23 protein-coding genes and 1 riboswitch are annotated in these 22,667 nt (G+C 65.0%); of the genes, 18 read left to right on the top strand and 5 right to left on the bottom strand.

Translation table 11 applies throughout. The annotated features are described in order from the left end of the window. The first annotated feature begins 113 nt into the window (after nucleotides 1–113). The 7 genes from BMG03_RS12305 to BMG03_RS12275 all read left to right on the top strand — a co-directional run bounded on the left by BMG03_RS12305 (nucleotide 114) and on the right by BMG03_RS12275 (nucleotide 8,389). Nucleotides 114–1,151 carry a DUF475 domain-containing protein gene (locus tag BMG03_RS12305; protein WP_369907757.1) on the top strand — a complete coding sequence of 346 codons (1,038 nt, stop codon included), beginning with the start codon at nucleotides 114–116 and terminating at the stop codon, nucleotides 1,149–1,151. 29 nt (nucleotides 1,152–1,180) lie between these two features. Next, nucleotides 1,181–1,374, top strand: a riboswitch (cobalamin riboswitch). Between the two features lie 138 nt (nucleotides 1,375–1,512). Continuing rightward, on the top strand, nucleotides 1,513–3,327 hold the full coding sequence (locus tag BMG03_RS12300) for a TonB-dependent receptor plug domain-containing protein (protein ID WP_075775063.1): 1,815 nt from the start codon (nucleotides 1,513–1,515) through the stop codon (nucleotides 3,325–3,327). Between the two features lie 103 nt (nucleotides 3,328–3,430). Continuing rightward, complete coding sequence (locus BMG03_RS12295; protein WP_157771587.1) at nucleotides 3,431–4,180, top strand: ABC transporter substrate-binding protein; 750 nt, start codon at nucleotides 3,431–3,433, stop codon at nucleotides 4,178–4,180. Further along, the gene (locus BMG03_RS12290; RefSeq protein ID WP_075775061.1) at nucleotides 4,177–5,160 is read left to right on the top strand and encodes a FecCD family ABC transporter permease; all 984 of its coding nucleotides are present in this window, start codon (nucleotides 4,177–4,179) and stop codon (nucleotides 5,158–5,160) included. The genes BMG03_RS12295 and BMG03_RS12290 overlap by 4 nt, the downstream gene beginning before the upstream one ends. After that, nucleotides 5,160–5,906, top strand: coding sequence for an ABC transporter ATP-binding protein (locus tag BMG03_RS12285; RefSeq protein WP_075775060.1), 747 nt, complete (start codon nucleotides 5,160–5,162; stop codon nucleotides 5,904–5,906). The genes BMG03_RS12290 and BMG03_RS12285 overlap by 1 nt, the downstream gene beginning before the upstream one ends. Further along, on the top strand, nucleotides 5,906–6,697 hold the full coding sequence (locus tag BMG03_RS12280; RefSeq protein WP_075775059.1) for a cobalamin-binding protein: 792 nt from the start codon (nucleotides 5,906–5,908) through the stop codon (nucleotides 6,695–6,697). Before BMG03_RS12285 ends, BMG03_RS12280 begins: the two co-directional genes overlap by 1 nt. A gap of 81 nt (nucleotides 6,698–6,778) precedes the next feature. After that, complete coding sequence (locus BMG03_RS12275; protein WP_075775058.1) at nucleotides 6,779–8,389, top strand: FMN-binding glutamate synthase family protein; 1,611 nt, start codon at nucleotides 6,779–6,781, stop codon at nucleotides 8,387–8,389. 261 nt (nucleotides 8,390–8,650) lie between these two features. On the opposite strand, the gene BMG03_RS12270 is transcribed toward BMG03_RS12275, so the two are convergent. Further along, entirely contained in the window at nucleotides 8,651–9,529 is an 879-nt protein-coding gene (locus BMG03_RS12270; RefSeq protein ID WP_244270945.1) for a serine hydrolase domain-containing protein, read from the bottom strand. A 154-nt stretch (nucleotides 9,530–9,683) separates the two neighbouring features. Here BMG03_RS12270 and BMG03_RS12265 point away from each other — a divergent pair, with 154 nt between their 5' ends. The 4 genes from BMG03_RS12265 (at nucleotide 9,684) to BMG03_RS12250 (ending at nucleotide 12,495) form a co-directional block, all read left to right on the top strand. After that, entirely contained in the window at nucleotides 9,684–10,199 is a 516-nt protein-coding gene (locus tag BMG03_RS12265; protein WP_075775057.1) for a YeeE/YedE thiosulfate transporter family protein, read from the top strand. Next, nucleotides 10,196–10,840: a DUF6691 family protein gene (locus tag BMG03_RS12260; protein WP_075775056.1), complete on the top strand. Its 645-nt coding sequence runs from the start codon at nucleotides 10,196–10,198 to the stop codon at nucleotides 10,838–10,840. The genes BMG03_RS12265 and BMG03_RS12260 overlap by 4 nt, the downstream gene beginning before the upstream one ends. 41 nt (nucleotides 10,841–10,881) lie before the next feature. Continuing rightward, nucleotides 10,882–11,634 (top strand): protein tyrosine phosphatase family protein, encoded by a 753-nt coding sequence (locus BMG03_RS20760; RefSeq protein WP_077701248.1) that lies wholly within the window; start codon nucleotides 10,882–10,884, stop codon nucleotides 11,632–11,634. Nucleotides 11,635–11,703: 69 nt separating this feature from the next. Continuing rightward, complete coding sequence (locus BMG03_RS12250; protein ID WP_157771586.1) at nucleotides 11,704–12,495, top strand: DUF6969 family protein; 792 nt, start codon at nucleotides 11,704–11,706, stop codon at nucleotides 12,493–12,495. Between the two features lie 9 nt (nucleotides 12,496–12,504). On the opposite strand, the gene BMG03_RS12245 is transcribed toward BMG03_RS12250, so the two are convergent. Continuing rightward, the gene (locus tag BMG03_RS12245) at nucleotides 12,505–13,089 is read right to left on the bottom strand and encodes an ImuA family protein (RefSeq protein WP_075775055.1); all 585 of its coding nucleotides are present in this window, start codon (nucleotides 13,087–13,089) and stop codon (nucleotides 12,505–12,507) included. 117 nt (nucleotides 13,090–13,206) lie between these two features. After that, complete coding sequence (locus tag BMG03_RS12240; RefSeq protein WP_075775054.1) at nucleotides 13,207–14,025, bottom strand: alpha/beta fold hydrolase; 819 nt, start codon at nucleotides 14,023–14,025, stop codon at nucleotides 13,207–13,209. Nucleotides 14,026–14,352: 327 nt separating this feature from the next. On the opposite strand from BMG03_RS12240, the gene BMG03_RS12235 reads away from it, so the two are divergent. Further along, a complete protein-coding gene (locus tag BMG03_RS12235) occupies nucleotides 14,353–14,559 on the top strand; it encodes a cold-shock protein (RefSeq protein WP_075775053.1) in 207 nt (68 codons plus the stop codon). A 63-nt stretch (nucleotides 14,560–14,622) separates the two neighbouring features. On the opposite strand, the gene BMG03_RS12230 is transcribed toward BMG03_RS12235, so the two are convergent. Together BMG03_RS12230 and acnA are read right to left on the bottom strand one after the other, a co-directional pair. After that, complete coding sequence (locus tag BMG03_RS12230; protein WP_088726438.1) at nucleotides 14,623–15,234, bottom strand: thioredoxin family protein; 612 nt, start codon at nucleotides 15,232–15,234, stop codon at nucleotides 14,623–14,625. 297 nt (nucleotides 15,235–15,531) lie between these two features. Further along, complete coding sequence (gene acnA / locus BMG03_RS12225; RefSeq protein WP_075775052.1) at nucleotides 15,532–18,282, bottom strand: aconitate hydratase AcnA; 2,751 nt, start codon at nucleotides 18,280–18,282, stop codon at nucleotides 15,532–15,534. A 282-nt stretch (nucleotides 18,283–18,564) separates the two neighbouring features. Here acnA and BMG03_RS12220 point away from each other — a divergent pair, with 282 nt between their 5' ends. The 6 genes from BMG03_RS12220 (at nucleotide 18,565) to BMG03_RS12195 (ending at nucleotide 22,594) form a co-directional block, all read left to right on the top strand. Continuing rightward, complete coding sequence (locus BMG03_RS12220) at nucleotides 18,565–19,431, top strand: DUF1223 domain-containing protein (protein WP_240496881.1); 867 nt, start codon at nucleotides 18,565–18,567, stop codon at nucleotides 19,429–19,431. A gap of 181 nt (nucleotides 19,432–19,612) precedes the next feature. Then, complete coding sequence (gene rpsF / locus BMG03_RS12215; protein WP_075775050.1) at nucleotides 19,613–19,966, top strand: 30S ribosomal protein S6; 354 nt, start codon at nucleotides 19,613–19,615, stop codon at nucleotides 19,964–19,966. Nucleotides 19,967–19,988: 22 nt separating this feature from the next. Further along, on the top strand, nucleotides 19,989–20,213 hold the full coding sequence (rpsR, locus tag BMG03_RS12210; protein ID WP_038073027.1) for a 30S ribosomal protein S18: 225 nt from the start codon (nucleotides 19,989–19,991) through the stop codon (nucleotides 20,211–20,213). Between the two features lie 12 nt (nucleotides 20,214–20,225). After that, the gene (gene rplI, locus BMG03_RS12205) at nucleotides 20,226–20,849 is read left to right on the top strand and encodes a 50S ribosomal protein L9 (RefSeq protein ID WP_075775049.1); all 624 of its coding nucleotides are present in this window, start codon (nucleotides 20,226–20,228) and stop codon (nucleotides 20,847–20,849) included. 207 nt (nucleotides 20,850–21,056) lie between these two features. After that, nucleotides 21,057–22,220 carry a YihY/virulence factor BrkB family protein gene (locus BMG03_RS12200; RefSeq protein WP_077701246.1) on the top strand — a complete coding sequence of 388 codons (1,164 nt, stop codon included), beginning with the start codon at nucleotides 21,057–21,059 and terminating at the stop codon, nucleotides 22,218–22,220. An 83-nt stretch (nucleotides 22,221–22,303) separates the two neighbouring features. Next, nucleotides 22,304–22,594: a hypothetical protein gene (locus BMG03_RS12195; protein WP_075775048.1), complete on the top strand. Its 291-nt coding sequence runs from the start codon at nucleotides 22,304–22,306 to the stop codon at nucleotides 22,592–22,594. Nucleotides 22,595–22,667 lie beyond the last annotated feature (73 nt).

The following is a 22,667-nucleotide window of genomic DNA, read 5'->3' as shown; positions in this document are numbered from 1 at the left end:
ACCCGCCCCACGCCGTAGGGTCACACAGACCAACTCTGACAGTGCGCTCCCTTGCGAAGACAGGGGGCGAAGCCTAAGTGAGGCCTCATGCAGCCGGAGCCAGCATGACCATCATGTATCGTTATTTTTCCTGGGCCATCGCCGTCACGGTGGCAGGGCTGGTCGGGTCCTTCGCGCTGGGGTTCGCCCAGACCGGCGGGCTTGGCGGCGCGGTCTCTTTCCTGATGATCACTGCCGTGCTGGCCGTGCTGGAAATCTCGCTGAGCTTCGACAACGCCATCGTCAACGCCAACAAGCTGCACCAGATGACGCCGAAATGGCAGCGTCGTTTCCTGACATGGGGCATCCTGATCGCGGTGTTCGGGATGCGTATCCTCTTCCCGCTTCTGATCGTCGTGATCGCCGCGGGCATCGGACCTTGGGATGCGGTTCTTCTGGCTGCGAAACACCCGGCCGAATATGCCGAGATCATCGAGGACGCGCATCTGTCGATCGCGGGCTTCGGTGGCGCCTTCCTGATGATGGTCGCGCTCACCTATTTCATCGACGAGGGCAAGGAGGTCGACTGGATCCGCGCGCTGGAGCGCCGGTTGCGCGCGCTCGCGTCGATCCGGGGCCTGGAGATCGGCTTCGTGCTGGTCGTCGTTCTGCTTTTCACCTGGATTCTGCCGGAGGGGCGCGAGGACGAGTTCCTCTTCGCCTCCATCTGCGGCCTTGCGACCTTTCTCGGCGTCGAGGTGCTCAGCCACGTGCTCGACCGGACGAATATCGCCGCCGAGACGGCCAAGGCGGGCCTCGGCGCGTTTCTCTATCTCGAAGTGCTCGATGCGTCCTTCAGTTTCGACGGGGTGATCGGGGCCTTCGCGCTGACCCAGAACCTGTTCCTGATCGCGATCGGTCTGGGGATCGGTGCGATGTACGTGCGCTCGATGACCCTGATGCTGGTGGAGCGTAACACGCTCAGCGAATTCCGCTATCTCGAGAACGGCGCCTTCTGGTCGATCCTGATCCTCTCCGTCGTCATGTTCGCGCAGACGCTGGTGGAAGTGCCCGAGGTGATCACCGGCCTGATCGGGGCCGGGCTGATCGGTCTCGCGCTGCTATCCTCGATCCGGTTCAACCGGCGCTGCCGACGCGCTGTGGAAAGCTGAAATATTCTTGACTCAGTGCGGCGCGCGCGGCACAGCAGGGGCACTTCGGTTCCGCGAAAGCGGATGAAAAGGGAACCCGGTGCGATGCGTGCATTCATTCCGGGGCTGCCCCCGCAACTGTGAGCGGCGAGTGACGGCTGACTGAGCCACTGGGGAGACCCGGGAAGGCCAGCCGGAACCAGGACCCGCGAGCCAGGAGACCTGCCGAGGCGCTCATCCTTTCTGCCTGTGCGGGGCGCGCAGCGGAGGCGGTCTTCCGTCAGTGGTGACATTTTTCACCGTCGGCGGAAATTCCAAATTTCCAAAGACTTGCAATACGAAGTTCACGCGACCGCAGAGTCGCGGCACGAGGGAATTGGATATGATCCGCACCCGTTTGACCGTGGGCCTGATGCTCACCACAGCGCTGGCAGGCCCCGCGCTCGCGCAAGATGCGCAACCTTACCAACTCGATGAGATCGTGATCTATCACGGCGCGCTCGAGCCGCAATCGTCGGACAAGACCGCGCAGGCGGTCACCGTGCTGTCGCGCAAGGAGCTGGAGCGTTCGGGCCAGACCCGTCTCGCCAACCTGATCGCGCAGTCGCCGGGCGTCGGCATCCTGTCGCGCGGGCCGATGGGCGCGCAGACCGGCTTCACCATTCGCGGCGTGTCGCAGAATTACGTGAAGGTCATGGTGGACGGGATCGACGTCTCCGATCCGTCGGCGACGCAGGTGCTGCCCGACCTGGGCCGGTTCAACACGTTCAACTACGACCGGGTCGAGATCATGCGCGGCTCGCAATCGGCGGTCTATGGCGGGCAGGCGGTCGCCGGTGTGATCAACCTCGACACGCCGCGCCCGACCGAGGATGGCGTGAGCCAAAGCGTCAAGCTCGAGCTCGGCTCCTACCACACCGCGAATGCGGCCTATAATTTCGGCTGGAAGAAGGGCGATGACGAGCTCGCGATTCAGCTGTCGAAAATTTACACTGCAGGCTTCTCGGCCGCCGACAAGAAGAACGGCAATACCGAGAAGGACGGCTACCGCGCCGACCGTGTCAGCCTGCGCGCGCAGAAGCGCATCTCCGACAATCTGCTGATCGGCTTCAACGGGTTCGCGCAGAACGATCGGGGCGAGTTCGACAATGCCTTCACCTCGCCGCCCTCCGACGACGGGGAATACACGATCCACAAGGAGCGGGGCGGACGTCTCTTCGCGAAATTCGCGACCGGCCCGCTCGATCACGAGCTCGGTCTGACCTATTACACGACCTCGCGCTGGTATCCGGTCTATGACTATGGCTACGAGGGCAAGCGCCGCAAACTCGACTGGAAAGCCTCGACGGATCTCGGGCCGGGGCGGCTGACCTTCGGGGCGGATCGCACGCTGGAAACCTATACAGGCACCTATGTCTCGGGCCACGTCCTCACGGCGGATACGGGTATCTTCGGTGAATATGCTTTCTCGCCGATGGACGGGGTGAACGTGACCGCCTCCGCGCGCCACGACGATCACTCGGATTTCGGCGGCAACACCACGGGTCGTCTGGGCGTGACGTGGCAGGCCGACGCCGCGACGCTCTACCGGGCGTCGATCGGCAATGGCTTCCGCGCGCCGTCGGGTTATGAACTCTATGACGGCTACGTGGGCAATCCCGACCTCAAGCCCGAGAAATCGCTGAGCTACGATCTCGGCGTCGAGCGTGACTTCGGTGCGCATAAGCTGACCGCGACGCTGTTCCATATCGAGGTGGACGACCTGATCGACTACGACGGCACCTACTACCAGACCTCGGGCACCGCGAAGCGGCAGGGGCTGGAGCTGGGGCTGAAAGGGCCGATCACCAGCAAGATCAACTACAGCCTCGGCTACACCTATCTCGACTGGAAGAACCCCGACGGGCTGTCGTCGGGATCGACGTGGAACTCGGCCTTCGGGCGTCATACGTTGACCGCGGGCATCGACGCGCAGGTGACCGACAAGATCACGCTCGCCGCCGATATGCGTGTGGTCACCGATCGTCAGAGTCAGCCCGATTACGGCCTGCTGAACGCGCAGATGACCTACGATCTGGGCAACGAGAAGGAGGCCTATCTGCGCATCGAGAACCTGACCGACACCGATTACCAGCTCTGGCCGGGCTACGGCACCTCGGGTCGCGCCGCCTATGTGGGGCTGCGTGCGCGGTTCTGATCTGAAAAGGGCGGTTTGCGCCGCCCTTTTCGCCGCCTTGGCGGCGACCTCCTCCGCATGGGCGGAAGAGCCTGCGGGAGATGTGCCGCAGCGGGTCGTCTCCATGAACCTCTGCACCGATCAGCTGGCGCTGGCGCTGGCCGATCCGTCGCAGATCGTCTCAGTCAGCCATTTCGCGACCGACCCGTCGATGTCGGTGCACTGGAAACAGGCTGAAGACCTTCCCGTAAACTTCGGGCGCGCCGAAGAAATCTCGATTCTCCATCCCGACCTCGTGCTGGCCGATACGTGGTCGAACCCCGATACGATCCGCATGTTGCGCACGCTCGGAATCCGGGTCGAGCAACTGCCGCCGGGCACCTCGCTGCCCGAGATCCGCGGCCGGATCGAGACGATGGGGAAGCTTCTTGGCCATCCCGGTCGCGCGGCGAAGATGCTCGCGGATTTCGATGCGCGGCTGGCGGCGATCCAGACACCCGCGCCGGGGCTGAAAGCTGCGATCATCGGGCCCTCGGGCTATGGCTACGGGCCGCGGACCCTTGAAGGGCAAATCCTTGAAATGGCAGGGTTTCAGAACGTCGTCAGCGGGCCGGGGCTCGACTGGGGCGGACGGTTGCCTCTGGAGGATCTGGTGATGGATCGCCCCGATCTGGTGGTCGTGGGGGGCTCGCAAGGCGGCACCGGCACGAGCCGCGCGCAGGAGGTGCTGGCGCACCCGGTGCTGCGCGATCTTCCGGTCGTGCGGGGCCTGCGCGATGCGAGCTGGACCTGCGGCGCACCGGCGATGCTGAATGCGGTAGGGCAACTGGCGACGCTTGGGCGCAAGATCGAGAAAGAGAAGTTAACGCAATGAGTTATCGCGCGATCCTCATTCTCCTCTCAGCCTTCTGCGCGGTGCTTTTCGCAGCGTCGCTGCTGATCGGACCGTCGGGGATTTCGCCGCTCGACGGGATATCCGCGCTCATTTCCGGCGATGGCGCGGCGGGCTTGGTGATGCGCGAATTGCGCCTGCCGCGCGCGATCCTCGGTATCGGCGTTGGCGCCGCGCTGGGGCTGTCTGGCGCCGCGATGCAGGGCTTCCTGCGCAACCCGCTTGCCGAGCCTGGGCTGATCGGCACCTCTGCAGGGGCGGCGCTTGGCGCGGTCATCGCGATCCAGACCGGGCTCTACGCGCTCTTCGCCCTGGCCCTGCCGCTCGCCGCGCTGGCGGGCGCGGGCGTGGCCGTCGCGCTGATCTTGGTCCTTGCCGGGCGCGAGGGCCGGGCGCTGGTGCTGATCCTTGCAGGCATCGCCGTCTCCGCGCTGGCGGCGGCGGCGACCGCGCTGGTGCTGAACCTCGCTCCGTCGCCCTATGCCGCGGCCGAGATCGTGTTCTGGATGATGGGCTCGCTTGCCGATCGGTCGATGACCCATGTCGCCCTGGCACTGCCGTTCCTGATCGTGGGCGCTTTGATCCTGCTGCGCGCAGGGGCCGGGCTGGATGCGCTGAGCCTTGGGGAGGATGCTGCAGCTTCGCTTGGTATCTCTTTGAAAAAACTGAGGCTTCAGGTCGTCTTCGGGACCGCGCTCATGGTCGGTGCGGCCACGGCGGTCGCAGGTGCGATCGGCTTCGTCGGCCTCGTCGTGCCGCATCTGCTGCGCAAATCCGTGGGCGCGCGGCCCTCACGGCTGCTTCCGGCTTCGGCGCTTGGCGGGGCGGCGATGCTGACGCTGGCCGATATCGCGACGCGGGTGATCGCGCCTGAGCGCGACCTGAAACTGGGGGTGCTGACCGCGCTGGTCGGCGCGCCGTTCTTCCTGTCGATGATCCGCAAGATGGGGCACGAGGGCTGATGCTGGAGCTGGAAAACCTGACCGTTCTGCGGGGCGAATGCCCGGTCGTCGATCACGTCTCGGTGCAGGTCACGCCGGGCGAGCTGATCGGGCTGATCGGGCCCAACGGCGCGGGCAAGACCTCGCTGCTGCGCGGTGCGATGGGGCTCTTGTCGCATCGCGGGGACAGCTCGCTGTCGGCGCTCGATCCGATGGCGCGGGCGCGGGCGGCGGCGTGGCTTCCGCAGGCGCGCGAAATCGCCTGGGGGCTGTCGGTCGCCGATCTGGTCGCGCTAGGGCGGTTGCCGCATGGCCGCGATCAGGCGACGCGCGGGGCGGCGGCGGTGGAAGAAGCGCTGCGCCGGATGGGGCTCGACACTTACCGAGACCGCGCCGCCACGCAGCTCTCGGGCGGCGAGCAGGCGCGGGTGCTGATCGCCCGGGCGCTCGCGCAGGAAAGCCCGCTGATCCTCGCAGACGAGCCCATTGCCGGGCTCGATCCGGCGGCGCAGATCGCGACGATGCAGGTCTTCAGCGCCCACGCGCAGGCGGGCGGCGCCGTCGTCACCTCACTGCATGATCTGGGGCTGGCCGCGCGCCATTGCACCCGGCTTTGGGTGATGGATCGCGGGCGGCTTGTGGCGGATGGACCGCCCGGCGAGGTCCTGACCGAGACGCTTCTGGCGCAGGTCTTTCACATCCGCGCGCACTTCAAGATCACGCCGGAAGGCCCCGTTTTCCAACCACTTTCTACATTGGGTATCTGATGGCATTTCCTCCTGAACGCATCGTCTGCCTGACCGAGGAAACGGTCGAGACGCTCTACCTTCTGGGCGAGGACGCGCGCATCGTCGGCGTCTCGGGCTACGCGGTGCGGCCCAAACGGGTACGGCAGGAAAAGCCGCGCGTCTCGGCTTTCATCTCCGCCGATCTACCGAAGATCCTTGCGCTGGAGCCGGACCTCGTCCTGACGTTCTCGGACCTTCAGGCCGACATCGTCGCGGGGCTGGTGCGCGAGGGCGTGGCCGTGCATGCGTTCAACCAGCGCTCGGTCGCGGGGATCCTCGACATGATCTGCACGGTGGGCGCGCTGGTGGGCTGCACCGAGCGGGCGGAACTGTTGGCCGCAGGCTACGAGACGCGTCTGGCGGAGGTCGCCGCAAAGCCGCGCCCGAGCCGTCCGCGCGTCTGGTTCGAGGAATGGAACGAGCCGCTGATCTCTGCCGTCGGCTGGGTGTCGGAGCTGATCGAGATCGCGGGTGGGCGCGATGTCTTCGCCGAGCTGGCGAAAGAGGGCAAAGCCAAGGATCGCATCGTCGCTCCCGAACAAGTGATCGCAGCCGCGCCCGAGGTCATCGTGGGCTCCTGGTGCGGCAAGAAATTCCGCCCCGAGAAAGTTTCCGCAAGGCCAGGCTGGCAGGACGTTCCGGCTGTTGCGCGAAACCGGCTGCACGAGGTCAAATCGACCCTCATTCTGCAGCCGGGCCCCGCCGCGCTGACCGACGGGCTCGATGCGCTCGAGGCGGCTATCTGGTCCGATCCGGGGTTGCGGGCGTAATTGTTCTTCGACATAGAACCCGCGCACGCTAGAGTGGGCGGGCAAAGCGAACACAAGACAAAAAACCCCGCGGGAGGGGGCATGTTCACGCGTTTCATACGGTTTTCTCCGCTCGTCCTGTCAGCCCTGCTGACGCTCTTCGCGCTTTCCGGCTTGATCCTGACAGATTGGTTTCTGGTCGCCGCGATCCTTTTCGGTTTCCTGACGCTGGTCGGCATCTACGACCTGATCCAGGGCCGCCACGCCATCACCCGGAACTATCCGATCCTCGGCCATCTGCGCTTCTTCTTCGAGGAGATCCGCCCCGAGATCCGGCAATACCTGATCGAAGGCGACGACGAGGAGGTGCCGTTCTCGCGTGCCACCCGCACGATCGTCTACCAGCGGGCCAAGGATATCGAGGACGCCAAGCCCTTCGGTACGCGGATGCGTGTCTCGGAATCGGGCTATCAGTGGATCACCCATTCGGTGAAGCCGCGCCACATCGAGGATAGCGATTTCCGCGTCGAGATCGGCGGCGAGACCTGCAAACAGCCCTACAAGGCGTCGATCTACAATATTTCGGCGATGTCCTTCGGAGCGCTCTCGGCGAACGCGATCATGGCGCTCAACAGAGGCGCGAAGATGGGCGGCTTCGCGCATGACACCGGTGAGGGCGGTATCTCGCGCTATCACCGCGAGGGCGGCGATCTGATCTTCGAGGTGGGCTCGGGCTATTTCGGCTGCCGCAATCACGATGGCAGCTTCAACCCCGAGAAATTCGCCAAGCGCGCGCAGGACCCGCAGGTCAAGATGATCGAGCTGAAGCTGAGCCAGGGTGCGAAGCCGGGCCACGGCGGCATGCTCCCGGCCGCGAAGATCACCCCCGAGATCGCCGAGGCGCGCGACATCCCGATGGATCGCGACTGCATCTCGCCCGCCTCGCATTCGGCCTTCTCGACGCCGATCGAGATGATGGAATTCATTGGCGAACTGCGCGAACTGTCGGGCGGCAAGCCAGTGGGTTTCAAGCTCTGCGTCGGGCATCGCCGCGAGTTCATGTGCATCGTCAAGGCGATGCTCGAGACCGGTATCACGCCCGATTTCATCGTCGTCGACGGCAAGGAAGGCGGCACCGGTGCCGCGCCTTTGGAATTCGCGAACCACATGGGCTTCCCGCTCGTGGAAGGGCTCAGCTTCGTGCACAACACGCTGCGCGGTGCGGGGCTGCGCGATCAGGTGAAGATCGGGGCCTCGGGCAAGGTCGTCACCGCGTTCCACATCGCCAAGGTGCTCGCGATCGGGGCGGATTGGGCGAATTCGGCGCGCGGTTTCATGTTCTCGATCGGCTGCATTCAGGCGCAGTCGTGCCACACCAACCGCTGCCCGACCGGCGTCACCACGCAGGATCCGATCCGTCAGCGCGCGCTGGTGGTGCCGGACAAGGCGACACGCGTGGCCAATTTCCACCGCAACACGATGATGGCGCTGGCCGAAATGACGGGGGCTGCCGGCCTCACCCATCCGGGCCAGTTCCTGCCGCATCACCTGCTGGTGCGCGACCGCGAGCGGGATTTCAAAGTGGGCGACGAGATTTATCACTACATGCCCGAAGGGTTCCTTCTGCGCGAGGATGACGACCGCTTCGGCTATCTCAAGCGCTGGAAGCGTGCCCGCGCCGAGGCGTTCGAGCCCTTCGACAGCGGCGTGTGAGATCAGATTTCCCGGTATCTTGGGAGAGGCGGCGACGGAGGTTGCCGCCTTTCTTTTTGGCGACGAGGTATGCGCCGGAGGCTTCGGACGCGTCTGAAACCGTGCCTTCGCCCGGGCGGTCAGCCCGGGCCGCGCCCAACCTGCCTTCGGGAGGGCGCATCTGCACCGGAGCCGCGCGAACGCAGGTTAGGGAGAGGTGGAGCGATAAACGGAAATCCACCTAGGGAGCGCATGCGCCCCCCCCAGCGCCGGGCGCACCCCTCACCGCCCAGCCACGAGTTTGGCCACGGCTTGTTCCGCCGGCCCTTCGAAGGGGCCATGCGTGAAGGCGGCGACGGTGCGGCCTGTCTCGGGGCAGTGATAGACGGCGTTGGCGCTGAACGGCCCCGCGCCGGAATGGCCGAAAACGCGCGTCTCGCCCCAGTCGCCGCACATCAGCCCCAGCCCGTAGCCATGCCGCGTCCAAGGTCGCTCCGGCAGCGCGCCGCCCAGCTCGCGACAGGCGGTCATGCGGGCGAATGCGTCTTGCGAGAGCAGATCGCTCAGCCCGCGCAACAGCCGCGCCGCATCGCCCGCCGTGCCGATCAGCGTGCGGTGATAGACCCAGCCGGGATGGTAGTCGCGCGCCTCGGGCCAGTGAAGTTCTGCGAAATCGGCAGGCGCCTCCGCGAGCCGCACGCTTTCAAGCCCCAACGGTCCAGCGATCCGGTCTCGTACCAGCTCCGCGAGGCTCCGGCAGGCTGCCCGTTCGATCGCCTCGCGTGCGAGCATGTAACCGAGGTTGGAATAGCGCCACTCGTCGCGCGAGTGCTGCGCCAAATCCCGTGCCACCAGCAGATCGCGCGGCCACGGTGCGCGTCCGGCGGCGACATCGGCGTGATAGTCGGGCAGGGTGCCGTAATCGGGCAGGCCCGCGCTGTGGTCGAGCAGACGGGCGAGGGTGATGCCACCGGGCAGCTCCGGCAGGTCGAGCGGCGCGCGCAGGTCGAGCCCCCCCTCGGCCTCGAGCATCAGCGCCAGAGCCGCAATCACCGGTTTGGTGAAGCTCCAATAGGGAAAAAGCCGCGCCCCCGACCGCGCCAATTCGCAGCGACCGTCGCGATCAATCGTCGCGGTGAACGAGACGGGGGATTGGGGCAAGGCTTTGGCTTTCGGTGGTTTTCTCTGGCGGGCGGGTAGGGTGCTTTCCGACAATATGTCATTTGCCGCATTGCAGCGGTTAAAAATGTTGAAACGGTTCGGGTGTATTGTATCATCATCTTTGAATATGATTATGGGAGGATCGGAGGTTTTCATGAGAGACGCTCCAAAACCATTCTGGTCACCGCTCGCCGCCGGCACTGCGCTCGGCCTCGCGTTGCTGTTGACCTTCATCGTGACCGGGCACGGGCTCGGCGCATCCGGCTTCGTGACCCGCTTCGCGGCGCAGGCCAATGACTGGATCTCCCCGCAGGCGACCGCCAGCAATTCCTATTTCGGTCCTTTCATGGCGGCAGGCAGCCCGCTTCTGAGCTGGATCACCTGGGAAGTGGTCGGTGTCCTGATCGGGGCGTGGCTCGGCGCGAAAGGCGCGGGCCGGATCTCGGTCAAGGTCGAGCGCGGGCCGCGCACCAGTTCCGGCAATCGCCTCGTCTATGCGCTGTTGGGCGGCGCGCTGGTGGGCTTCGGCGCGCGTCTGGCGCGCGGCTGCACCTCGGGCCTGGGTCTGTCGGGCAGCGCGACGCTCGCCGTGGCGGGCTTCGTCTTCCTGATCGGCTTCTTCGCGGCGGGCTTCGCCGTCTCCATGATGATGCGGAGGATCTGGCAATGAGCATCCCTCTTTACGATAGCGGCATAGCCTCGGGCCTCCTGTCGGGCATCCTGTTCGGCTATGCGCTGGAAGCGGCGGGCTTCGGCTCTCCGCGCAAGCTGACGGGGCAGTTCACGCTGCGCGACTTCTCGGTCTTCAAGGTGATGTTCACCGCGGTGATCGTCTGCGCCGTGGGGCTCTACGTGCTGCGGACGATGGGCTGGATGGGCCCGGCCGCGGTCTTCATCCCGACGCTCTTCTTCTGGGCGATCCTGCTGGGCGGCGTCTTCATCGGCGCGGGATTTGCTGTGGGCGGCTATTGCCCGGGCACCTCCGTGGTCGGTGTGGCCTCGGGCCGGATCGACGCGGTGGTCTTCGCGATCGGCATGGTGCTCGGCACCTCGGTCTTCGCCTGGGTGTTCGACCCGATCAAGGATTTCTACCTCGCAGGTCAGGGGCCGACGGCGCAGACCCTGCCGCAGCTCTTCGGGCTGCCGGAATGGATGATCCTGCTGGCGCTGATCATCATCGCCGCTGTGGGCTTCCGCCTCGGCACGATCCTCGAGCGGTCGCGTGGCGGTCCGTTCACCGCCGAAGAGGTCTGCGCCCCGGATGACGAGGCCGACGAGTTCGCCCTGACATCAGCAAACGCGCGTGGGTAACCAGTATTAACACGGACGATAGCCTAGGGAGGACAAAGTCCATGAAACTGCACAAGAAACGCAAGAGCCTGTTGCGCGCCGCGATGGTGCCGGTGACGGCGGTCGCGATGAGCGCCGCGGTTCCCGCCACCTCCAGCGCGCAGGCGACCAACCCCTGTGCGCCGGCGGTCGCGAACCCCTGCGCTCCGGCCAACCCTTGCGCTCCGGCGGCGGCCAACCCCTGCGCGCCCGCCGCGGCGAACCCCTGCGCCCCCTCGGCGGCAAAGGCTGCGGATGCGGGCAACGACGCGGCACCGATGGCCAGCGGGCCCTATGACACTACCGTCAAGGCCACGCAGGCGCCCTATGGCGACAAGATGCCCCCGATCGTCGACAACTACCTGCGCGCGACGCCCTATGTCGGCACTGGTGGCTTCATCGACCCGACGGGCATCCCGATGCTTAAGATGCTCGGCTTCAAGACCGTGGTGAGTCTGCTCAAGCCTGACGAGGGCGCGCCGAACGAGGGCGATCTCGTGCAGAAGGCCGGGATGAACTATATCCAGATCTCCGTGCCGACCAAGGCGCCGACCGAGGAACAGGTCGCCGAATTCGCGAAGATCGTCGAAGACCCGGCGAACTACCCGATCCTGCTGCATTGCGAGAGCGCGAACCGCGTGGGCGCGATGTGGGCGCTCTACCGTGCCTCGAAAGGCGTTCCGAACGAGATCGCCGTGCAGGAAGGCCGCCAGATTGGTCTGAAGACCTCGCGTGAACCGGCTGTGCGTGAGATGCTCGGCATGGAGCCGCTCTGAGCGCAGATGCCGCGATGACAAGGACGGGGTCAGCGCCTAGGCTGGCCCCGTTCGCATGAGGAGAGACCGATGACTCGACCCGAAACATCCTCCGAGATGTCACCAGACAGTGCCAACCCGGCGACGCCAGCGCCCACGCTGCGCATCGCCGATCCGGGGATCGAGGGGCTGCCTCGTGCCCGACTGGAAGAGATGCATGACGCGGCCGAGACCGTGCTCGAATGCGAGACGGTTCTGGCGAAATCGGGAATGAGCGTCGTCTCGGAAGTGCTGCGCGGGCAGGGGGATTTCCTTGTCTGGTCGCGCTACCCGCAGGGCGATGTCTTCGATACCGAGACGCATTGCCACTATTTCTACCATGCCCATGACGCGCGCGAGATGGCCGAGGGAGAGAACGGGCATTTCCACCTGTTCATGCGCCCCGAAGGGATCATTCCGGGGTTGGAGCCGTGGGATCTGCCCGGTGCGAAAATCCCCGAGGACAGGTCCGCGCGCTTCGCCCATATCGGCGCGATCAGCGTGGATGCGAAGGGCCGGGCGATCCGCATTTTCACCACCAATCGCTGGGTCACGGACGAATGCCTCTACCGCGCCGAGGACATGATCCGGCTGCTCGATCATTTCGCGATCGAACTGGCGCATCCGAACTGGGCGGTGAACCTGTGGCTGAGCGCGATGGTCACGCTCTACCGACCGCAATTCGCCGCACTCCTGCGCGCCCGCGATGCGCAGATCGAGGCGTGGCTGGCGGATCATCCGGGCAGCGCGGTGCTGGAAGATCGCGGCTTGCAGAATATCAGCCAGTGGCCCGTGGATCCGGTCGCCCAGATCGGCGCGATCGAGGACAAGCTCGACCTCTGAGGCATAGGGCTACACCGGCACGCTCGACGGTGCGCAGTCATTGACCGACAGGATCTCGGGCGTGCGGGTCTTCGCGTTCCACTCCACCTCCCAGGCGCGGCAGGGGCCGGATTTGTTCTTCAGCTGCCGCCAGCGCAGACGCGGCGAGTCCACGCCCTCGCGCAGCAGCTTGTCGTAGATCGGCATCGCGTGCCAGCGCGTCTCCGCCGCGTTCGAGCCGCCATCGGGCAGGATCAGGCACAGCCCCGTCGCGCGGCCCTCCTTGGCGGCCAGTTGCAGCCGCCGCCCCGCCGTCAGCCCGATCTCGCGCGGCAATTCCCCGATCACAAGCGGCACCGAGCCGTCGCGCAGCGCCTCTTCCATCACCGCGAGCGTGTCGGTCTGGTCCTTGCCGCGCGCCAGCAGCAACCGCCCGGGGTCGAAGAAGCTCACCAGCCCGCGCGGATTGAGCCCTTCGCGGCGATGGCGTTCGTTCACCCAGAGGATCGGTCCCGTGGTGCTGGCGCAGACCGCGCAGGCGAAGCTCGTGGTGCCCATGCCGCAAACCTCATGGGTGCGGCCTTCGCGCAGGGGGAAAGGGTGGGGCGTGGTCATCGGGTCGCAGCGACAGAGAGGGGTGGTGGAAACAAAACATGAACATTTTAGACAATAGAAACCCGGCCCGCAAGGGATCGCGGGCCGGACTGATAGAAGGCCGAAGCCCGGGGGGCGTTACTTCAGGAACTCCATCAGCGCGATGTTGAACTCTTCCGAATGGGTGACGTTGCAGCCATGCGGCGCGCCCTTGATCGTGAAGAACTGGCTGTCGGGGATCGCCTTGTAGGTCCGCGCGGCCGAGCCTTCGAGCGGAACGATTTCGTCGCTGTCGCCGTGAATCACCAGAACCGGCACCCGCACGGCCTCCAGGTCGGCGCGGAAATCGGTCGTGCCGAACGCTTCCATGCAGCCGAGCGCCGCGCTCTGGTCGGACTGGTTGCACAGCGTTACCGCCTTTTCGCAATCCTCGTCCGAGGCCTTGAGCTCGCCGCCGGCGCTGTAGAAAGTCTCGACGAATTGCGGGAAGAAGGTCTCGCGCCCATCACGCAGGCCCTGCTCCATCTCCTCGGCGGCCTCCTTGGTCAGCGGGCCGTCGGGGTTGTCGTCACTCTGCATCAGATAGGGGGTCACGGCGGAGGCGAACACAGCGGCGCGCAGCCTGCCTTCGCCGTGATTGCGGATGTAGCGCGCGACTTCGCCGCCGCCCATCGAGAAGCCCACCAGTGTCACGTCATGCAGATCCATTGCCGTGATGAGGGCATCGAGATCGGCGGCGAGCGTGTCGTAATCGAAGCCCTCAGTGGGTTTTTCCGCCAGACCGAAGCCTCGGCGGTCATAGGTGATGACGCGGTGGCCGGCGTCGAGCAGGGCCGGGACCTGCCGTTCCCACGCCTTGCCCGAGAGCGGCCAGCCGTGGATCAGGACCACGGGCCGACCCGAGCCGCCATGGTCGATTGCGTTGAGTTGGCCGGGGCCAAGCGGAGCTGCTGTCATGGGGGTCCTCCTGGGTCTTCAGCGACTGAAGATCTCTGTGTTCGCTAGGGAGTAACGCGGGCGCCTTGGCAAAGGTCCAAAATCTCTTCGATTTCTCGCCCGGACCGGCGTCGGCGAGAAGCCGCGCGTCGCCGTCGAAGATATTGGGTGCGCAAGGAGGCGCGCCCGCTTTGACGATTGCAATTTTCGCCCGTTCGCCTTATGTCTTCTCTCGCTACGTTTGATTCCCAGATGCACTGTCTCCTTACGGCTTCAGTTTGCTTTCAAGAACTGACTACGCCGAGCTGACGCATTTCGCAGGCAGCATAATTTAATAGGAGACTCACGATGGCCGAAGGCACCGTGAAATGGTTCAATAGCACCAAGGGTTATGGCTTCATCGCACCGAACGATGGCGGCAAGGACATCTTCCTTCACATCTCCGCCGTTGAGCGCGCTGGCATCCAGCGTCTCGATGACGGTCAGAAAGTGACCTACGATCTGGAAACCGGCCGTGACGGCCGCCAGTCGGCAGGTAACCTCGCGCTCGCGTAAGCTGAGCCCGTGTGACGGTTTGAGACGGCCCGTGCAATCGCGCGGGCCGTTTTCATTTGGCTCTTACCAAACATCCGGGTCGATGCCCTTAGCGCTGAGTTCAGAGAACTTGTCCTGCAAGAAGCGCTGGAACGGCTGATCGGCATAGGCGCCGCTGGCCACGTATTCGAGTCCCGCCAGATGATGGAAGGGCTTGAAATAGCCCGGCATTCTGAATGCCTCGGCCTCGCGCAGGCTCTGCGCGCCCGCATTCGCGGCGGGGATCAGCACCTGCGTCGGCGTGAAGTTCACCGCCCATTTCTGCGCCAGCGCGCGCTCCTCCAAGGCCTCGCCGTCGAAATCGGTGACCTCGCGCGCGCCCCAGAGATCGAGCTGCACCACCAGATAGCTCTTCTCGATCAGCCCGGTAATCTCTGGCTTGGCGAAATTCACCAGATGCATCTCGCGGCAATAGGGGCAGCCGCGCTGCTCGAAGAGCACCATCAGCCCCTTGCCCTGATCCGCAGCCTCCTGAAGATCCTCTCCCAGATCGAGGAACCCTTCGTGGAAGAAGGGCTGCCGGTAGAGCCCGCCATCGCCCATCACCGCCTCCGCCCTCGCGGGCCGCGCGCCTCCCAACGCGCCTCCCGCCGTCATCGCTCCGACTGTCAGGGCCAACATCTCGCGTCTGTTCATCGCGTCGTCCTCCCTTCGTGAGAGGCCGAGTATAGCACAGACCGGGCGAATGGCGGGAATCGCGCGCTGAGGGCCGCGCCCGACCTCGGGTGGGCGCTCGTGAGATGTGGGCGAGGGAACTTTATTTCTCCATCACCCCGACGGCCTAGTCTCAGTGGTGCAGTGCAGTCGCGCCCTCCCGGGGGGGGAGGTCGGGCGCGGCCCGGGCTGGCCGCCCGGGCGAAAGTCGGATCGCTCCTCCCAAACGAAAAAGGCCCCGCGCTCGCGGGGCCTTCTCCAATCTCGTGACCGTCAGCCTCAGGCTTTGGCGAGGTTGCGCAGCACGTAGTGCAGCACGCCGCCGTTCTTGAGGTATTCGATCTCCACCGCGGTATCGATCCGGCTCTTGAGCTTGATCTCCTTGGTGGTGCCGTCCTTGTAGGTGATGGTGCAAGGCACGATCGACTGCGGCTTGATTTCGCCTTCCAGACCTTCGATCGAGACCTCTTCTTCGCCGGTCAGGTTCAGATCCTTGCGGGTCTGGCCTTCGGTGAACTCGAAGGGGATCACGCCGAAGCCGACGAGGTTCGAGCGGTGGATACGCTCGAAGCTCTCCGCGATCACGGCCTTGACGCCGAGCAGGTTGGTGCCCTTCGCCGCCCAGTCGCGCGAGGAGCCTGCGCCATATTGCTCGCCACCGAAGATCACCAGCGGCTTGCCGGCTTTCTCATAGGCCATCGCCGCGTCGAAGATCGTGGTCTGCTCGCCGTCGGGGCCCTTGGTGAAGCCGCCCTCGACGCCGTCCAGCATCTCGTTCTTGATGCGGATGTTGGCGAAGGTGCCGCGCATCATGACTTCGTGGTTGCCACGGCGCGAACCGTAGCTGTTGAAGTCCTTCGGCGCGACCTGACGCTCGACCAGGTATTTCCCGGCCGGGGTGTCGGGCTTGAACGAACCCGCCGGCGAGATGTGGTCGGTGGTCACGAAATCGCCCAGCACGGCGAGGATGCCCGCGCCCTTGATGTTCGAGATCGTGCCTGCTTCCGGCGACATGCCTTTGAAGTAGGGCGGGTTCTGGATGTAGGTCGAGCTGGCGGGCCAGTCATAGGTTTCGCCGCCTTCGACTTCCACAGCCTGCCACTTCTCGTCGCCCTTGAAGACGTCGGCGTATTTCGACTGGAACTTCTCGCGGGTGACGACCTTCTCGACGAGATCGGCGATCTCCTTGTCGGTCGGCCAGATGTCTTTCAGGTAGACGTCCTTGCCATCCGGCGTCTGGGCGATCGGCTCGCTCGACAGGTCGATGTTCATGTCGCCAGCCAGCGCGTAGGCCACCACGAGGGGCGGGGAGGCGAGGTAGTTGGCGCGCACGTCAGGCGAAATCCGGCCTTCGAAGTTCCGGTTGCCCGAGAGCACCGAGGTCGCGATCAGGTCGTTGTCGTTGATCGCCTTCGAGATTTCCGGCTGGAGCGGACCCGAGTTACCGATACAGGTGGTGCAGCCGTAGCCCACGAGGTTGAAGCCAACCGCGTCGAGGTCTTCCTGAAGGCCGGCGGCTTCGAGGTATTCCGACACGACCTGCGAGCCAGGTGCCAGCGAGGTCTTCACCCAGGGCTTGCGGTTGAGGCCCAGTTCACGCGCTTTCCGCGCCACGAGGCCCGCGCCGATCAGCACGTAGGGGTTCGAGGTGTTGGTGCAGGACGTGATCGAGGCGATCACCACCGAGCCGTCGCGCAGCTCGTAATCCTCGCCTTCGACCTTGGCGGTCTTGCCGATCGAGACCGACTTGGTCGCGGCCGGGCCTTCGTCGGCCATGTCCTTGGCGTCTTCCGAGATGTCGATGCCGCGATAGTCGGCCACGACGTTCTCGAAGGCGTCGGCCGCCTTGGTCAGCGCGACATAGTCCTGCGGACGCTTCGGGCCCGAGATCGCCGGAACGATGGTGTTCATGTCCAGCTCGAGCGTCGAGGAGTAGATCGGCGCGTAATCCGCGTCGCGCCACATGCCGTTTTCCTTGGCATAGGCTTCGACCAGCGCGATGCGGTCCTTGTCGCGGCCCGTCTGCTCGAGATAGCGCAGGGTTTCGTCATCGACCGGGAAGAAGCCGCAGGTCGCGCCGTATTCGGGGGCCATGTTGGCGATGGTCGCGCGCTGCGCCAGCGGCAGGTGGTCGAGGCCGTCGCCGTAGAATTCGACGAACTTGCCGACCACGCCATGGGCGCGAAGCATCTCGACGACTTTCAGCACGAGGTCGGTGCCGGTGGTGCCTTCGACCATCGCGCCGGTCAGCTTGAAGCCCACGACTTCCGGGATCAGCATCGAGATCGGCTGGCCGAGCATGCCGGCTTCAGCTTCGATACCGCCCACGCCCCAGCCGAGAACGGCCGCGCCGTTGACCATGGTGGTGTGGCTGTCGGTGCCCACGAGCGTGTCGGGATAGGCGACTTCGGTGCCGTCCTGATCCTTGTCGGTCCAGACGGTCTGGGCGAGGTATTCGAGGTTCACCTGGTGGCAGATGCCGGTGCCCGGCGGAACCACGCGGAAGTTCTCGAACGCGGTCTGGCCCCACTTGAGGAACTTGTAGCGCTCGATGTTGCGCTCGTATTCGCGGTCAACGTTCATCTGGAACGCGCGCGGGTTGCCGAACTCGTCGATCATGACCGAGTGGTCGATCACGAGGTCGACGGGCACGAGCGGGTTGATCTTCTGCGCGTCGCCACCCAGACCCTTGATGCCATCACGCATCGCGGCGAGGTCGACCACGGCGGGAACGCCGGTGAAGTCCTGCATCAGCACGCGGGCGGGGCGGTAGGCGATCTCGCGCGGGTTTTTGCCGCCCTTCTCGGCCCATTCGCCGAAGGCCTTGATGTCGTCGGTCGAGATCGTGAAGCCGTTATCCTCGAACCGCAGAAGGTTCTCCAGAACCACCTTCAGCGAGGCGGGCAGCTTCGAGAAATCACCCAGGCCAGCCTCGGTGGCGGCGGGGATCGAGTAATAAGCATAGGTCTTCGAGCCGACGCTGAGTTCGCGGCGGGTCTTCGCGGTATCCTTACCGGTAACGATGGGCATGAGAATGGCCTCCCTTCAAGGGTCCTAAGGGTGTCGCTGGCGTGTGTTTGCCCCAAGCGCGCGATCCGTTCAAGAGGGTCGGACCATTTTTTGTATACCGTTGCACACAAAAGCGGCCTCTCAGGCGACCTCGCGTCACTTTGATCCAATCCCGAGCCGGATACGTTTGATTTATATCGTTTTGCGCGTTCGGACAGAAAGAAAACTCTCAAAACATTGATTAGGCATGGCCAGAGCAGAAACGCTAAGTATAAAGACGGCGAATTGAGGAGAATTTTTCGAGTGCGCGCAGGACGTTTGACCGCGATCGGAGCTGCATGTGCCGTGGGGCTGGTCAGCTCCGCGGTAATCGCTTGTGCGCAAGGGGCGGCAGATGCGCCGCCTGGGATGCGTCTCGATGCGTCCGGGGCGCTGCTCGATCAGATGGCGCCTGCCAAATCCGAGCCCTCCGCCAAGGCTGCGCCCGCGAATCCCGACCCGAATGACGACGAGGAGAAAAACCCCGTCGTGGTCGAGCTTTATACCTCGCAGGGTTGTTCGTCCTGCCCGCCGGCGGACGCGCTTCTCAAGGAGCTTGCCGACCGCGACGACGTGATCGCGCTGGCGTTGCATGTCGACTACTGGGACTACCTCGGCTGGAAGGATCCCTTCGGAAAGCCGGAATTCTCCGCGCGCCAGAAATCCTATGCGATTGCCGCCGGTGAGCGCACGGTCTACACGCCGCAGATGATCATCGCCGGCCGCGAGACGCTGGTCGGACCGCAGAAAGCGGCGCTCAACAATGCGATCCTGCGCGAGACCGATGTCCATCCCGAGGTCGATCTGAAGATCACCGGTGAGGGCGATCATTACGAGATCGAGCTGACCCCGGTCGACGCGCTGGAGACGCCCGCGATGGTGCAGCTCGTGCGCTACAAGCCCTCGGCCACGGTCGACATCCTGCGCGGCGAGAATGCCGGGCGCACGGTGACCTACAAGAACATCGTCACCAGCCTGACCGGAATCGCCGAATGGGACGGGCGCAAGCCGGTTACGCTCTCGGTCGATGTCGACGGGGACGCGCCCGCCGTGGTGATCGTTCAGGAATCCCTGGCGAGCGAACATGGCCCGCTGCCCGGTCCCATCCTCGCCGCGGGTGAGCTGGACTGAGCCGGGCAGGGCAGGGCGCAAATGCGCCCCGCAGGCCCCCGGATTTTTCCTTGCATCCCTGCGCCCATCCCGTATAAGGCCGCATCTTCCGCGTTTGCTATGAACCGGCGGAGCCTCTCGTGTTGGGATGCGGAAGTATCATCGCCCAACGTTGAAGCCGCCTCGAAATACAGGAGTTCGCATGCCGCTTTACGAGCATGTCCTCATCGCGCGTCAGGATCTGTCCAACGCGCAGGCCGAAGGCCTTGTCGAACATTTCTCCACGGTCCTGTCGGACAACGGCGGCAAAGTCGTCGATTCCGAGTACTGGGGCGTGAAGACCATGGCCTACAAGATCAACAAGAACCGCAAGGGTCACTACGCCTACCTGCGCACCGACGCCCCGTCGGCCGCCGTGCAGGAAATGGAGCGTCTGGCCCGTCTGCACGACGACGTGATGCGCGTCATGACCATCAAGGTCGACGAGCACGAAGAGGGCCCCTCGGTCCAGATGCAGAAACGCGACGAGCGCGACAACCGTCGCGAGCGCCGTTGATCGGTAGACAGGAGTAGACACCATGGCAAAACCGTTTTTCCGCCGTCGCAAGGTCTGCCCGTTCTCGGGTGAGAACGCGCCGAAGATCGACTACAAGGACACCCGTCTTCTGCAGCGCTACATCTCTGAGCGCGGCAAGATCGTCCCCGCCCGCATCACCGCCGTCTCGGCGAAGAAGCAGCGTGAACTGGCCCGCGCAATCAAGCGCGCCCGTTTCCTCGCCCTGCTCCCCTACGCCGTGAAATAAGGAGACCGACCGATGGAAGTGATCCTTCTCGAACGCGTGGCCAAGCTCGGCCAGATGGGTGACGTCGTCACCGTCAAGGACGGCTTCGGCCGCAACTACCTGCTGCCGCAGGGCAAGGCGCTGCGCGCCAACGAAGGCAACATCAAAGCTTTCGAAGAGCGCAAGGCCCAGCTCGAGGCACGCAACCTCGAAACCAAGAAAGAAGCCGAAGCTCTGGCGTCGAAGCTCGACGGCGAGACCTTCGTCGTGATCCGTTCGGCCTCGGACGGCGGCAACCTCTACGGTTCGGTCACCACCCGTGACGCGGCGAACATCGCCTCCGAGCAGGGCTTCTCGGTCGACCGCAAGCAGGTCATCATCCGCCAGCCGATCAAGGTTCTCGGCCTGCATGACGTCGAAGTGCACCTGCACCCCGAAGTCGTCGCCGAGATCAAGCTCAACGTCGCACGTTCGCCCGAAGAGGCCGAGCTGCAGGCGTCGGGCAAGTCGATCCAGGACGTGGCGGCCGAGGAAGAGGCTGCGGCCGAATTCGAGATCGCCGAACTGTTCGACGATATCGGCGGCGCGACCTCCGACGACGACGAGGGCGGCCCCGTTGCCACCCCGGAGTCGGCCGAAGACGACAACAACGCCTGATCGGTCGCTCAGACCCTTCAGTCGAAAGACAGAGAACCGCGCCTTCCGGGGCGCGGTTTTTTCATGCTTGCCTGCGTGAGGTGTTCCGCGAATTATGTCTAAAGACATATTCGGGCCGAGGCGCGCGGCGCAGACCCCGGAACCGCGTACCGCAATCCGGCGTTGGCCCCTAAATAGCCTCCAGAGCTTTGAAAACAGGGGACGCGCATGACGAAACGACCCGGGCGAAGCCCACGCGACGCGACATCCAGCACACGCGACAGGCTCGTTCAGGCGGGGCTTCTGGGCTTCGGCGCCTACCTCATGTGGCGGCGTTATCAGGAGGATCGGCAGGCCGCGATCCACGGCCCGACCGAAGGCCGCAGTGCGCGGCATATTCCCGCCACCCGCACCGACCGCTACGACCGGCCCGCCGATCGCGCGCTAGGACGTCAGGCAGAAAGCCCCTTCGCAATCCCCCGCGCAGGCTGGAAGGCTATCGCCGCGCGCGCCTATGGCCAGATCGACGAGGATCGCGTGCTGGCCGTGGCGGCGGGCGTGACCTTCTACGCGCTGCTCGCGCTGTTCCCGGCCTTGACCGCAACCGTCTCGATCTACGGCATTTTCGCGGACCGCCAGACCATGCTGCAGGATCTTGACGCGCTGAAGAACGTCGTCCCGCCCGAGGCGCTGAGCCTGATCCGCACCCAACTCGAGCAGTTGATCGGGTCGAGTTCCAACGCGCTCGGTCTCGCCTCGATCTTCGGCATTCTGCTGGCACTCTGGTCGGCCAATGGCGGTGTGAAGGCGATCATCGGGGCGCTCAACGTGGCCTATGGCGAGAGGGAGCGGCGGAGCTTCGTGCAGCTCAATCTCTTCGGGCTGGGCATGACGATTACCGGGGTCGTGATGGTCTGTGCGCTGATCCTCGTGGCGGCGGTGCTGCCGGTCGCGCTGGATTTCATCCCGCTGGGCGGCGCCTTCGACGCGGTGCTGCGCTGGGGACGCTGGCCGGTGATGGCACTGGTGCTGATGGGGATGCTGATGCTTCTCTATCGCTACGCACCCGCGCGCAACGCGCCGCGCTGGATCTGGGTCGTCCCGGGGGCGATCGTTGCCTCGCTGCTCCTGCTGATCGTCTCGGCGGCGTTCTCCTTCTACACCTCGAACTTCGCGAATTACTCGAGCACCTATGGCTCGATCGGCGCGGTGGTGGTGCTGATGATGTGGATCTGGCTCTCGACGACGGCGGTGTTGGTGGGCGCGGAGATCAACTCCGAGGCAGAGCATCAGACGGCGAAGGACAGCACCATTGGCGCGCCGCTTCCCTTGGGCGCGCGCAATGCGGCAGTGGCCGATGCCGTGGCGCCCGCGCCCTCGCGCAAACGCTGAGCGCGGCTGGCCTGAAGCAGGCCCAAAATTCGCCGCTTTTGCAGGGAATCCTCGGAGGGCAAGCAACCTGAAGAGGCCCCGAGATGCGGCTGTTTTCGATCCTGCACTTCGCGCTGACCCACGCGATCCTCGTGACCGGCGGGCTTTTGTACCTGCACGATCCCGAGGGCGCGCGCGACCGGCTTGCCTCGGTGGGCGAGGTACTGCGCAGCGCGATCCATGACCGGATCGAACCCGGCAACCCGGCGGCGGAACGCACGGCGTCGCTGCAGGTCGACCGGGCCGCGCAGACCCTGCGCGACGTGGCGACCGCGACCGGGCTGCCCTCGCTGATTCCAAGCGCGAAATTCCTGAAGGTGCCGGGCGCAGAGTGATGCGGCGCGACCGCGCTCCGCGCCGGACCACGCCCGGAAACGCAAAAGGCCGCCCCGAAAGGCGGCCTTCGCT

It is taken from the genome of Thioclava nitratireducens, from assembly GCF_001940525.2.
Taxonomy (GTDB): Bacteria; Pseudomonadota; Alphaproteobacteria; order Rhodobacterales; family Rhodobacteraceae; genus Thioclava; species Thioclava nitratireducens.
The sequence above is the reverse complement of the archived record's forward strand: the minus strand, read 5'-3'. Positions and strand labels throughout refer to the sequence as shown.

Coding starts and splice junctions, on each gene's coding strand:
- BMG03_RS12200 (WP_077701246.1), top strand. CDS start 21,057: ATGACGAAACGACCCGGGCGAAGCCCACGCGACGCGACATCCAGCACA.
- BMG03_RS12195 (WP_075775048.1), top strand. CDS start 22,304: ATGCGGCTGTTTTCGATCCTGCACTTCGCGCTGACCCACGCGATCCTC.
- BMG03_RS12240 (WP_075775054.1), bottom strand. CDS start 14,025: ATGACAGCAGCTCCGCTTGGCCCCGGCCAACTCAACGCAATCGACCAT.
- BMG03_RS12250 (WP_157771586.1), top strand. CDS start 11,704: ATGACTCGACCCGAAACATCCTCCGAGATGTCACCAGACAGTGCCAAC.
- BMG03_RS12230 (WP_088726438.1), bottom strand. CDS start 15,234: ATGAACAGACGCGAGATGTTGGCCCTGACAGTCGGAGCGATGACGGCG.
- rplI (WP_075775049.1), top strand. CDS start 20,226: ATGGAAGTGATCCTTCTCGAACGCGTGGCCAAGCTCGGCCAGATGGGT.
- BMG03_RS12235 (WP_075775053.1), top strand. CDS start 14,353: ATGGCCGAAGGCACCGTGAAATGGTTCAATAGCACCAAGGGTTATGGC.
- rpsF (WP_075775050.1), top strand. CDS start 19,613: ATGCCGCTTTACGAGCATGTCCTCATCGCGCGTCAGGATCTGTCCAAC.
- BMG03_RS20760 (WP_077701248.1), top strand. CDS start 10,882: ATGAAACTGCACAAGAAACGCAAGAGCCTGTTGCGCGCCGCGATGGTG.
- BMG03_RS12295 (WP_157771587.1), top strand. CDS start 3,431: ATGAACCTCTGCACCGATCAGCTGGCGCTGGCGCTGGCCGATCCGTCG.
- acnA (WP_075775052.1), bottom strand. CDS start 18,282: ATGCCCATCGTTACCGGTAAGGATACCGCGAAGACCCGCCGCGAACTC.
- BMG03_RS12285 (WP_075775060.1), top strand. CDS start 5,160: ATGCTGGAGCTGGAAAACCTGACCGTTCTGCGGGGCGAATGCCCGGTC.
- BMG03_RS12290 (WP_075775061.1), top strand. CDS start 4,177: ATGAGTTATCGCGCGATCCTCATTCTCCTCTCAGCCTTCTGCGCGGTG.
- BMG03_RS12245 (WP_075775055.1), bottom strand. CDS start 13,089: ATGACCACGCCCCACCCTTTCCCCCTGCGCGAAGGCCGCACCCATGAG.
- BMG03_RS12280 (WP_075775059.1), top strand. CDS start 5,906: ATGGCATTTCCTCCTGAACGCATCGTCTGCCTGACCGAGGAAACGGTC.
- rpsR (WP_038073027.1), top strand. CDS start 19,989: ATGGCAAAACCGTTTTTCCGCCGTCGCAAGGTCTGCCCGTTCTCGGGT.
- BMG03_RS12260 (WP_075775056.1), top strand. CDS start 10,196: ATGAGCATCCCTCTTTACGATAGCGGCATAGCCTCGGGCCTCCTGTCG.
- BMG03_RS12300 (WP_075775063.1), top strand. CDS start 1,513: ATGATCCGCACCCGTTTGACCGTGGGCCTGATGCTCACCACAGCGCTG.
- BMG03_RS12275 (WP_075775058.1), top strand. CDS start 6,779: ATGTTCACGCGTTTCATACGGTTTTCTCCGCTCGTCCTGTCAGCCCTG.
- BMG03_RS12305 (WP_369907757.1), top strand. CDS start 114: ATGTATCGTTATTTTTCCTGGGCCATCGCCGTCACGGTGGCAGGGCTG.
- BMG03_RS12265 (WP_075775057.1), top strand. CDS start 9,684: ATGAGAGACGCTCCAAAACCATTCTGGTCACCGCTCGCCGCCGGCACT.